Consider the following 11077-nt stretch of genomic DNA (forward strand, 5'->3'; position numbering starts at 1 on the left):
CAAGGAAGATCGACATGACGAACCGGACCGACGACACCGTTGCTGCCACCGGCACCTCCCGGCGGGGCCTGCTCGCCGCAGGGCTTGGCCTGACCGCGGCCGCCGCCGTGGCACAAACCGCCCAGGCCGCGCAAGGCGAGCCGGCGGCGGCCGGCAAGGGCCGCAAGAGCGGCGGCAATGGCAGCGGCACCGTCACCACCAAGGACGGCACGCAGATCTTCTACAAGGACTGGGGCACCGGCCAGCCCATCGTCTTCCATCACGGCTGGCCGCTGTCGTCCGACGACTGGGATGCCCAGATGCTGTATTTCCTGGGCAAGGGGTTCCGGGTCATCGCCCATGACCGGCGTGGCCATGGCCGCTCGACCCAGACCGATACCGGGAACGAGATGGACACCTATGCCGCCGACGTCGCCGCTCTGGCAGCCCATCTGGACCTGAGGAACGCCATCCATATCGGCCATTCGACCGGCGGCGGCGAGGTCGCGCGCTATGTCGCCCGGCATGGCGGCAACGGCCGCGTCGCCAAGGCGGTGCTGATCGGCGCGGTGCCGCCGATCATGCTGAAGACGCCGGCCAATCCCGGCGGCCTGCCGCTGGAGGTGTTCGACGGCTTCCGCGCCGCGCTCGTCGCCAACCGCGCCCAGTTCTTCCGGGACATCCCCGCCGGCCCCTTCTATGGCTTCAACCGCGACGGCGCCAAGGTCTCGCAGGGGGTGATCGACAATTGGTGGCGCCAGGGCATGATGGGCGGCGCCAAGGCCCATTACGACTGCATCAAGGCCTTCTCGGAAACCGACTTCACCGAGGATCTGAAGAAGATCGACGTTCCGGTGCTGGTGATGCATGGCGATGACGATCAGATCGTTCCCATCGCCGATTCCGCCCTGCTGGCCGTGAAGCTGCTGAAGCACGGCACGCTGAAGGTGTACAAGGGGCTGCCGCACGGCATGGCGACCACCCATGCCGAAACCATCAACGCCGACCTGCTGACCTTCATCAAGGGCTGATGCGGCCGCAAGGATGGGATCGCCCGCGCGGCGGGAGAGGCGCAAACCTCCCCCGTCGCGCGGGCGGTTTTGCCGCAGCCGCAAGCATGGTAGGCGGGAACGGCCGCCTGCGTTAGCTTGGCGGCAAATCCATCCTTCGGAGACATCCCATGGCGGAAAAGAGCTTGCGGATCGGTGTCGTGCTGTCGGGCTGCGGCGTGTATGACGGCACGGAAATCCATGAGGCGGTCTGCACCCTGCTGGCCATCGCCAGGGCGGGCGCGGAGGCAGTGTGCTACGCTCCTGACATCCCGCAGGCCCATGTCGTCGACCACCTGACCGGCCAGGAGACCGGTGAGAACCGCAACGTGCTGGTCGAATCGGCCCGTATTGCCCGCGGCAGGATCACCGCGCTCAGCGAATTCTCGGCCGGCGACGTCGATGCGCTGATCTTCCCCGGCGGCTTCGGTGCGGCGAAAAATCTCAGCGATTTCGCCTTCAAGGGGGCCGATTGCTCGGTCAACCCGCAGGTGGTCGCCGCGGTCGCGGCCATGCGTGCCGCCGGCAAGCCGATCGGCGCGCTGTGCATCGCCCCCGCGATCCTCGCCAAGATCCTGGGTCAACAGGGGGTGGAACTGACGGTCGGCAACGATCCCGGCACCATCGCCGCGCTGGAGACGATGGGCGCGGTCCACCGCGCGACCACCCATGGCGAGATCGTGGTGGATCCGGAGCTGAAGATCGTCACCTCGCCCTGCTACATGCTGGACGCCGACCTGGCCCAGATCGCCGAGGGCGCCGAGAATACGGTCAAGGCTCTGGTCGAACTGACGCGCTGAACGCGTCGCACGGCTCAAGACGAGCGGATGACGAAGGGGGTGGCGATGCCTCCTTCGTCACAACCAATGTCACATCGCTGCGAAACAATTCATTAACCGACGTCCCCACACCCTTGCCATCAGTTTCATTTCCAAGGCGAGGGCTGGCGATGACCTGCATAGTGGGGTTGGTGGATGGCGATCGGGTGTGGATGGGCGGCGACAGCGCCGGGGTGAACGGGCTGGACATCACCGTCCGCGCCGACACCAAGGTGTTCCGCAATGGCGATTGCCTGATCGGCTTCACCAGTTCCTTCCGCATGGGCCAGCTGCTGCATTACCGGCTGGAGGTTCCGTCGCGCGACGGCGGCACCGACCTGTTCCGCTACATGGTGGTCGATTTCGTCGACGCCGTGCGCAACTGCCTGAAGGACGGCGGTTACGCCCACCGCTCCAACGATGTCGAGACCGGCGGCACCTTCATGGTCGGGCTGGAGGGGCGCCTGTTTACCGTACAGTCCGACTATCAGGTCGGCGAGGCGGTACGCGGCTTCCATGCCATCGGCTGCGGGTCGGACTATGCGCTGGGTTCGCTCGCCTCCACCGCCGGCCAGCCGCCGGAAGAGCGGGTGTTGAAGGCCTTGGAATGCGCCGAGCTGTTCAATGGCGGCGTCCGGGCTCCCTTCACCATCCAGTCGAGCCTGCGCCGGCCTCAACTCGCACTGACCGAAGCGGCGTAAGTCCTCCCGACCAAAGTAGAACGCAAAGGCCAAGGCTCCGCTCTGGTCATCCAAAGCATCGTGGCGTATGAACCGATGTCCTGCTGCAATGCGGGACAAGAGAATAACCACGAATAAATTGGGTGTTAGAGATGACGGACCAAGCGGTCACCGCCGATGCTTATTTCGGTGAAGACGAGAACCCGGCCGGGTTGTTGAGAAACTGGGGAAATTCCCCCTGGCTCGTCTTCCCTGCCCTGCTGCTGATTCTGATCATGCCGTTGGCGATCATCTTCCATCCGACCTGGGTGGTGCTGCCGGCGGTGCTGTGGAGCTTCGGGATGATTGCCACCATCATCAAGCTGACGCGCGGCTGAAGCCCGGCATATCCGCCGTCCGGTCCGGTCGGTCAGCGGGGAGGAGGGGGCGCTCCCTCCTCCCCGCACGTCCCGATCAGGCCCCCGATCACGCGAGGTCGACGGGGCCGCAGGCAACCGGGAAGCGCCGCTCACGCACGCCCGGCCGGTGGGAAAAGAGCGGCCCCGGCGGCGCCCGCCGGCGTGCCGGTTCCGCGTCCAGCACCATCCGCCAGACGAGGCCGATCGTTTCCGCCGAATGTCCGCGGGCGGCGAGATCGGCAGGCGACAAAGCCCCGTCGAACAGCCCGGCCAGCAGGTCGTCCAGTGCATCCGCCGGCGGCAATCCGGCAGGCGTGGCGGCTTTCAGCCGACGGTCCAGCACCCGTTCCGGCACCACCCGCCCGGCCGGCCCACGCGATCCCGCCGGCTGGTGGGCGTTGCGCCAGCGCGCCAAGTCCAACACCATGCTCTTCGGCACATCGGCCAATACCGCATAGCCACAGCCCGACTCGTCGCCGGCGAGGCCGAGTACGCGGTCGGTGCGGTCGGCGGTCGCCAGCAACAGGGCACCCATCCGCTCGGCGAGCGCAGCCAGGGTCGCGGCGCGCAGACGGGTATGCAGCCGGTCCGCGGCATCGGCGGTGTCCCGGCCGGCGAAGGCGGGGGCGAGCAGCGAGTCGGCAGCCTTCAGCACCGGTCCCAACGCGACATTGTCCAGGCGGCAGCCCAGCAGTTCGACGATCTCCGCCGCATCGCCCAGCGCGTCGGCCAGCGCCGCGGTCCCGCCGCCCGGCAGGGGAGCGCGGACCGCCAGCACCCGGTCAGCCCCCAGCGCATCGACCGCAAGGGCCGCGACCAGCGCCGAGTCCAGCCCGCCGGTCAGCCCGACCACCACCCCCGGTGCATGGCCCTTGGACACCGCATCGTGCAGGCCAAGCATCAGGGCGCCGTAGAGCGCTTCCGCCCCTTCGACCGGAGCAATCATTTCGGCTTCGGAACTATCCCAGGACTCATTGCCGGATTCGTCCGTGTCGCGGGTCCACCGGGTCAGCAGCAGATGTTCCGCGAACAACGGAGCCTGGGCCACGAGCCGGCCGCCGGCCGCCAGCGCGAAACTGCCGCCGTCGAACACCTGCTCATCCTGTCCGCCCACTGAATTCACCGCGACAAGCGGCAGCCCGACCTCAACCACCCGCGCCACCGCGGCCTGCACCCGCTCGTCCATCCGGCCGGGGGCGAAGGGGCTGGCGAGCATGGCGACCAGAAGTTCCGCACCGCTCTCGGCCAACGTCTCCGCCACGTCGGCGATTGCAAGGTCACTGCCGATCAGCAGGCCGACACGCACACCCCGAACATTGATCGGCCCTGGCATCGGACCGGGATCGAAACGATCCTGGCCGGTGCTGCCGACCGTGTCGAAGGTCATTTCGGATTGGAAACGAATGGCGACGATCCTGCCATCATCCAGCAGCAATGCCGCATTGTGGTGTTTGGCGCCATCGCGCCAGGGCGCGCCGATCAGCAGGGCCGGACCACCGTCCGCCGTTTCCGCAGCCAGCGCGCCCACCGTCGCCTCCACAGCGTCGAGAAAAGCGGGGACATGCAGCAAATCGAGCAGCGGCGCGCCGGACAGGGCGCCGGCGGGACAGACGACGACATCGGCACCGCGGGCCGCGGCCTCATCCCGGGCGGCACGGATACGGACGGCATTCGCAGCGAGGCTCCCGACGCTGGGGTTGGCCTGGGCCAGCGCGATGGAAAGGCTGTCGGTCATGGTGGCGGGTTCCCTCTTCCGGGCCGTTTCCAGGCAGGGTAGCAGGGGCTCCGGTCCGGTGAAAGCCGCCGGTCGTCGCAGATCATCACGAGAACGGAACAAGTGCCTGCCGACCGGAACGGAAAGTGATGGAGCCGCAGATACTTAGTAAGGTAAGGAAGTTATATCGAAAAGCGAAAGAATATCCGAAATTAACAAATGGTAAAGGTTGCGAGGACCATGCTTCCCTTGTGCAAGAACAACGCGATGCGGGGGCATCAATGTACTACGCGGAGCTCAGCGGCCCGAACGGCAAACCGTCGGTGCTGTCCACGGCTGTGCAGAACGGCGCGTCAAAGACGGCCGGCACGGCAAAGGACGGGCTGACCAAATCGGACGCGAAGACGGCGGACGGCGGCAAAACGGACAAAAGCAGCCAGTCGCCGGCCTACACCATCAGCCAATCGATGGAATCGCTGCTGGACAGCCTGACCGGCAAGGGCGGCGGCTCGGACGCTTCCCAGGCGGCCGGCGGCGGCTCGGCGGCCAGTGGCAACAGCGGCGTCGACCGCGCCCGGCAGGCGCAATCGCTGATGCAGTCGGCACTGGACCATGCCAACGACCTCTCGGGCGTGTTCGGCAAGGCCGTCGACACGCTGAAGCAGGGGCTGGGCGACACGCTGAGCGCGCTGGGCGTTCCGCAGAACCGCATCGACGACGCCGTGAAGGGCTTCGGCGACAATGTGAAATCCAAGCTGGGGAACATGAACCTCAGCGACCTGACCGTCGACATGCAGGCCTCGCAGTCGCAATGGTCCATCGAATCCCACGGGATCGAGCTCGAGATCCAGGACGGCGACCGCAGTGTCCGCATCTCCTTCGCCAAGTCGACGCTGGATTTCCGCCGTGACGACCAGCGGCTGCAGGCTTCGCTCGGCAAGGGCGGCAGCGAGATGGCGCTGAGCGCCACGGGCATGACCACCACCGCCACCGGGAAGTCCACCGGCATGATCGTCCGCTCCGATGGGTTCAGCGACGACGAGATCAAGGACATCCTGGGCAAGCTGAACGACATGGCGTCCAAGGGCGGCGGCAGCAGCGGGATGAAGGGCCTGGCCGTGCTGAAGCCGACCACCGGCAAGGACGGCGTGACCCACCTGTCGCTCGACCTGTCCGCCCCGGTGGAAGGGTTGACGTCCGGCAAGTCCGCCGCCACCACGGCCGCGGCTTCGTCCGGTACCGCCGCCAAGTCGCAGAGCGTGGACCTCACCGCCTGAACCGCGGCGCCCGCAGGTCAGTTGTCACAGCACCGGTCGGGCACCATGCCGGACCGGTGCTTGCCCCGGCCGGATGGCTTCTTTACAAGCGGATCGGAGGCGGAGCGGACGGTTTCGCCTCTCCTGCCACCGGAACCATCCCCGGACCGAATGCCATGACCGACCGCGACACGCTGCTGGCCCTGAACCAGGCCTTCTACCGGGCCTTCACCAACCGCGACGTCGCCGCGATGGAAGCCCTGTGGGCGGAAACCCTGCCCATCTCCTGCATCCATCCCGGTTGGACCGCCCTGTTCGGGCGTGAAGCGGTGCTGACGAGTTGGCGCGACGTGCTGGGCTCTCCCAACGGCGTCACCGTCCAGGCCCGCAACGAGCGCGTCACCCTGCACAACGACACCGCCCTTGTGGTGTGCGAGGAGATGCTGGGCAGCGCCGTCCTGGCCGCCACCAACCTCTTCGCCCGCGAGAATGGCGGCTGGCGCCTTGCCCACCATCAGGCCGGCCCCATCGCCCATCAGCGGGCCGACGTCGAAATTCCGGCAAAGCCGCCGCGCCGCCTGCATTGATGCCGCGGCCGGGCGTCCGACTTCCCCCCGCGTCTCCTCACGGCAAGCTCGCCACCTCCGGCCGGACCTCCAGACCGCGGGCCAACCGGCGGGCCAGATCGATCGCCACCCGGTCCGCCGCGACCTGATCGGGATCGCTGTTGGTCAGCGCCACCACGCCCCAGCGATGCGCCCGCGAAAAGGCGATGTAGGCGTTGAAGCCGCCGGTGGAGCCGGAATGCCAGAGGATCGGCGTGCCATCGTCGGCCCAGGCGACGAACCACCCCAGCGCCATGGCTCCCACCCCCAAAGCCCCCGGCTCGGCCAGCGACTGCCCGTCCACCTGCACCGATTGCGCCAGCGCAAGAGTGGCCGCTGTTCCGGGGGAACAGCCGCGGCCGTCCGGCCCCGCGACGCTGCCCGGACAGTCGCCCAGATTGGCCGACAGCCAGCGCAGCAGATCGTCGACCGTCGAATAGAGGCCGAAGGCGGGCAGCATCGCCGGCGCTTCCCAATCCGGCACGCTCCGCCCACGGGCGTGCCCCACCGCCTTGCGTGTCCGCTGCTCCGCAGTCGGATGCAGCGTGGTGTCGCGCAGGCCGAGAGGTTCGGTCACCACCCGTTTCAGCAGCCTCTCGTAAGGTTGGCCGGCCGCCGCCGACAGCGCCTCCCCCAGCACGGCCATGCCGATGTTGGAATAGCTGAAGCGCGTGCCCGGCGGCATCGGCAACCGATAGCGGGACAACCATAGCGCCACGTCGCCGCGCGACAGCGGCTTGTAGGGGTTTTGCGGGTCTTCCAGCCGGCTCCAGGAAAAGCGTGGCGTCTCCGGTACGCTGGGCAGGCCGGCGGTATGGGTGGCAAGGTCACGCAAGCGGATCGGCCTGCCGCCGTACGCCGGCACATGGGCGACTGGAACCGGCCCGATGCGGTGCAGATGACGCTCCAGCGGGTCGGCGGGATCGACCCTGCCCTCCCGCACCAGCTCCGCCATGATGGTGCCGGTGAAGGGCTTGGTCAGCGACGCGATCTGGAACAGGGTGCGCCCATCCGGCAGACCGCCGTCGGGCCGGCCGGCATCGCCGCGCCCGACCACCAGGCTTCGTCCGTCGCGGATCACACCGATCACCAGGCTGCCCGCGCCGGCCGGCGGCTGCCGCGCCTCCACCGCCCGGATCAGCGCATCGCCCAATGGGTCATCCAGTGCGTCGCGCATCGGCCCAACGGCCGCAGCGACGGCCGGGTCGAGTCCGATGGCGCCGATCGCACCGGGCGGCACGCTCCAGGCGAGCAGACTTACCATGACCAAGAGCAGCCTGCGCCGCATTCCCGCCTCCGCCCGGTTCGCCACAGCGAGTAGGGAGAATGGGCGGTGGACCGGCGGGCAAACAGGGCCGCGAAGGGCGATCCAGCTTAAGACGCGGACAGGGGCCGCGGGGGTACTCCCCAACCGCCCCGTCCAGGCTTATCGGGTCAGGCGCCTATTCGGTCGGGACATCCGCCTTGGGCGGGCGGCGGTCCTTGACGATCGACAGCGGCACGTCATCGGCCGCAATCTCCAGGATCGGATGGCCGTCGAGCAGCGACGGGCAACGCTTGGCCTGGGTGAAGGCGAGGAAGAAATCGGCCTTGCGCCAGTCCGGTTCGATCCCGTTGACCAGCCGCAGCCAAGGGGGCAACTCGAACCGCACCGCCAGCGTGTTGCCGCAGACGGTCAGGGTGTACTGCCGCGGCGGGGCGTGCCCGTCATTCTCGCGCTCGACATATTCGATCAACTCCTGCAAAGCCTCGTGCAGGGAGTTGCCCCAGTAATCCAGCTCGAACCTGCCGTCGGCGCCGCGTACGCCCCCGACGAACTGGTTGTAGTACACGTACTGGTTCGGGTGCATGGCGCCGAGCTGCCACGCGTACACCACTGCAACGACCGTCATCGCCGCGGCGAAGCCCTGGCCCAGCGCCCGGCCGCCGCGCTGGCACATGCCCCACAGCCGGTCGGCGGCGATGGCCGCCATCACCACGAAGGGTGGGACCAGGAAGAGGAAATGGCGGATGCCGTTGTAGACCGACGGCCGCATCAGGATGAACAGCAGGATCGGCAGGAACCCCGCCAGCGCCAGCGGGGTGTAGCGCACCAGCTTGAAGGCCCCGGTCCGCCGCCAGCCGCCGCGGGCCAGCCAGGCCGCGGCCAGCACCACCGCGGCCCCGACGCCGATCACCACCGCTTCAGGCAGCTTCACCGCGAGATAGACCGGCAGGTACAGTGCCGGCGGGTCGTTGGAATGGACCAGTTCGCCCATGAACAGCGTCTGGATGTCGATGGGAAAATGCGAGACGACGCGCAGCGCCTCCAGGGGATTGCGCAGCGGCCGCTGCACCACCCAAGGCCAGAACACCGCCATGATGGCGTAGGCGACCGGGATCGCCGGCCACAGCGACAGGAAGGCCCGGCGTGCATCGACCAGTGCCCAGCGGTGCCCCTCCTGCCGGGTCACCAGCGCGAAATGCAGGGCCATGGCGACCGCCAGATAGAAACCGGCCAGCACCCCGCCGACACGGATGGCCAGCGTCATGCCCAGCACCAGCCCGAACTTCAGCACCGCGCTGCGGCTGGGCCGCGGCAGCTGGATCAGGATGCGGGTTGCGAAATAGAGCGTCCACACCATGCCGGCCGCGAAGGGCACGTCCTTGGTGTTGTTGAACATCGCGCCGTAATAGACCCCGCTCAGCGCCAGCAGCGCCGCGGCGATGAAGCCGGCGCGCGGCCCGGCCAGCAGCCGGGTATAGCGCCAGGTTCCGGCGATGCCCAGCACCCCCACCAGCGCGCAGAGCAGATGCCGCGTCTCATACTCCTCGAAGGGCGAGAAGGGGACGATCAGCGCGGTGGTCAGGTCGAACAGGCCGCCGTAATAGGCGAGATCCTTGAAATGGAAGGCCGACCGGTCCTGGAAGCCGCTGGTGTAGTAGGACAGCAGCTTCTTGCCGTAGATGTGCTGGACCTCCTCGTCGGTGCTGATGCCATAGCTGAGGAAGGTCAGCGCCGCCAGGATCAGCAGCCCGAGCAGCAGCGCGCGCGACAGCCCGTCCCACAATGCGGCCTCGCCGCGCGCCGCCATGGCACCGGCCGGAGTACCTGCGACGGATGCCGATTCGCCGGCCGTCCCGGCCGTCGACGGGCGGAGGACGGCAGGCGGATCGTCGCCGGTGCGCCGGCGGGTCTCGATGCTCATCGCCGCGGCTCCTGCCCGGCATCCGTCATGTCCGAAGCCGGTCCGGCCGAGGGCTCGAAGCCATGCGCGTGCGACTCCGGCCCGTCATGCTCCTCCGGCGGGCCGAATCCGTGGGCTGAGCGGACGATGAACAGCGGCCGCCCTTTCACCTCGGCGAAGACCCTGCCCAGATAATCGCCGATGATCCCCAGCGTGATCAGCTGGATGCCACCCAGGAAGAGCACCGCGACCAGCAACGATTCATAGCCCGGCACGTCGATGCCGTGGAAAAGGGTGCGCACCAGCCGGATCAGGATGTAGACGAAGGCCACTCCAGACACCGCCATGCCGACCAGGCTCCACACCTTCAACGGAAAGGTTGAGAAGGCGGTCAGCCCGTCCAGCGACAGGCGCAGCAGTTTGACGAAGCCCCATTTGGTATCGCCGCCGGCGCGTTCGCCCTGTTCATAGGGGATCGCCGCCTGACGAAAACCGACCCAGGCGAAGATGCCCTTCATGAAGCGCGTGCGCTCCGGCATCCGGTTGATGACGTCGACCACGCGGCGGTCCATCAGGCGGAAATCGCCGACCTCGCGCGGCAGCTTGATCTCCGACAGATGGTCGAAGACCCAATAGAACAGCTTGGCGAACAGGCGGTGCTTCAGGCTCTGCCCCACCCGGGCATGGCGCACGGCGACGACCACGTCGAATCCTTCTCGCCATTTGGCGATGAAGGCAGGCAGCAACTCCGGCGGATGCTGCAGATCGGCATCCATCGGCACCACGGCATCGCCAGTGGTGTGGCTGAGCCCGGCCGACAGCGCCAGCTCCTTGCCGAAATTGCGCGACAGGTCGACAACCTTCACCCGCGTGTCGCGGTCATGGACGTCCAGCAGCCGGTCGACGGTATCGTCGCGGCTGCCGTCATTGACGCAGACGACCTCCCAATCCATGCCCACCCCGTCGAGCACCGGGATCAGCCGGTCGAACAGGGCGGAGATGTTGGCTCCCTCGTTGTAGAAGGGGATGACCACCGACAGGCGCCCCCGCCGCGGTCGGCCGGAACGATCCGCTGGGGGGCGGTTCACTGGAGGCCGGCCGGCGTCGGAACTGCGTGCGGGAGCGGTGCGGACATCCGAAGAAGCCGCGGAAATGGGCGCGTCGGGAATGGACATGGCCAGCCGTCGGGTCAAAGCGTCAGAAGCCGGGTGATGGCGGAATCGGCGACGACCCCGGCCGGCCGCTGCGCCCTTTGGCATATATCACGATACGGGGCGATGTTCAAAATGCCTCTCCTGTGACCGCCACGGCACAAAAAATGATCGTTCCGGGCTGGCGGCTGGCCGGATGACCTATGCCTGTGGACTGACGCAACGGGCGAACACGCGAAGCGGCGGTTTATTCCACAGCA

10 protein-coding genes are annotated in these 11077 nt (G+C 67.7%); 6 read left to right on the forward strand and 4 right to left on the reverse strand.

Annotated elements, in window-relative coordinates:
• Positions 1 to 14 precede the first annotated feature (14 nt).
• The 4 genes from ABMY26_RS25235 (at position 15) to ABMY26_RS25250 (ending at position 2903) form a co-directional block, all read left to right on the forward strand.
• Positions 15 to 1010 carry an alpha/beta fold hydrolase gene (locus ABMY26_RS25235; protein ID WP_372397331.1) on the forward strand — a complete coding sequence of 332 codons (996 nt, stop codon included), beginning with the start codon at positions 15 to 17 and terminating at the stop codon, positions 1008 to 1010.
• 149 nt (positions 1011 to 1159) lie between these two features.
• Positions 1160 to 1828: an isoprenoid biosynthesis glyoxalase ElbB gene (gene elbB, locus ABMY26_RS25240; protein ID WP_372397332.1), complete on the forward strand. Its 669-nt coding sequence runs from the start codon at positions 1160 to 1162 to the stop codon at positions 1826 to 1828.
• Positions 1829 to 1977: 149 nt separating this feature from the next.
• Positions 1978 to 2547 carry a hypothetical protein gene (locus ABMY26_RS25245; RefSeq protein ID WP_372397333.1) on the forward strand — a complete coding sequence of 190 codons (570 nt, stop codon included), beginning with the start codon at positions 1978 to 1980 and terminating at the stop codon, positions 2545 to 2547.
• A 131-nt stretch (positions 2548 to 2678) separates the two neighbouring features.
• A complete protein-coding gene (locus ABMY26_RS25250) occupies positions 2679 to 2903 on the forward strand; it encodes a hypothetical protein (protein ID WP_372397334.1) in 225 nt (74 codons plus the stop codon).
• Between the two features lie 88 nt (positions 2904 to 2991).
• On the opposite strand, the gene nadE is transcribed toward ABMY26_RS25250, so the two are convergent.
• On the reverse strand, positions 2992 to 4659 hold the full coding sequence (nadE, locus tag ABMY26_RS25255; RefSeq protein ID WP_372397335.1) for an NAD(+) synthase: 1668 nt from the start codon (positions 4657 to 4659) through the stop codon (positions 2992 to 2994).
• A gap of 260 nt (positions 4660 to 4919) precedes the next feature.
• Here nadE and ABMY26_RS25260 point away from each other — a divergent pair, with 260 nt between their 5' ends.
• Positions 4920 to 5915 carry a hypothetical protein gene (locus ABMY26_RS25260; RefSeq protein ID WP_372397336.1) on the forward strand — a complete coding sequence of 332 codons (996 nt, stop codon included), beginning with the start codon at positions 4920 to 4922 and terminating at the stop codon, positions 5913 to 5915.
• Between the two features lie 155 nt (positions 5916 to 6070).
• The gene (locus ABMY26_RS25265; protein WP_372397337.1) at positions 6071 to 6481 is read left to right on the forward strand and encodes a nuclear transport factor 2 family protein; all 411 of its coding nucleotides are present in this window, start codon (positions 6071 to 6073) and stop codon (positions 6479 to 6481) included.
• A gap of 37 nt (positions 6482 to 6518) precedes the next feature.
• Here the strand turns inward: ABMY26_RS25265 and ABMY26_RS25270 are convergent, their stop codons facing one another.
• From ABMY26_RS25270 to ABMY26_RS25280, 3 genes are all read right to left on the reverse strand, one after another.
• On the reverse strand, positions 6519 to 7763 hold the full coding sequence (locus tag ABMY26_RS25270; protein WP_372397338.1) for a serine hydrolase domain-containing protein: 1245 nt from the start codon (positions 7761 to 7763) through the stop codon (positions 6519 to 6521).
• A 178-nt stretch (positions 7764 to 7941) separates the two neighbouring features.
• Positions 7942 to 9687, reverse strand: a complete 1746-nt coding sequence (locus ABMY26_RS25275; RefSeq protein ID WP_372397339.1) for an ArnT family glycosyltransferase — start codon at positions 9685 to 9687, stop codon at positions 7942 to 7944.
• Positions 9684 to 10700: a glycosyltransferase family 2 protein gene (locus ABMY26_RS25280; RefSeq protein WP_372397340.1), complete on the reverse strand. Its 1017-nt coding sequence runs from the start codon at positions 10698 to 10700 to the stop codon at positions 9684 to 9686. The genes ABMY26_RS25275 and ABMY26_RS25280 overlap by 4 nt, the downstream gene beginning before the upstream one ends.
• Positions 10701 to 11077: the final 377 nt, after the last annotated feature.

The sequence above is a fragment of the Azospirillum sp. HJ39 genome, from assembly GCF_041507355.1.
Lineage (GTDB): Bacteria > Pseudomonadota > Alphaproteobacteria > Azospirillales > Azospirillaceae > Azospirillum > Azospirillum thiophilum.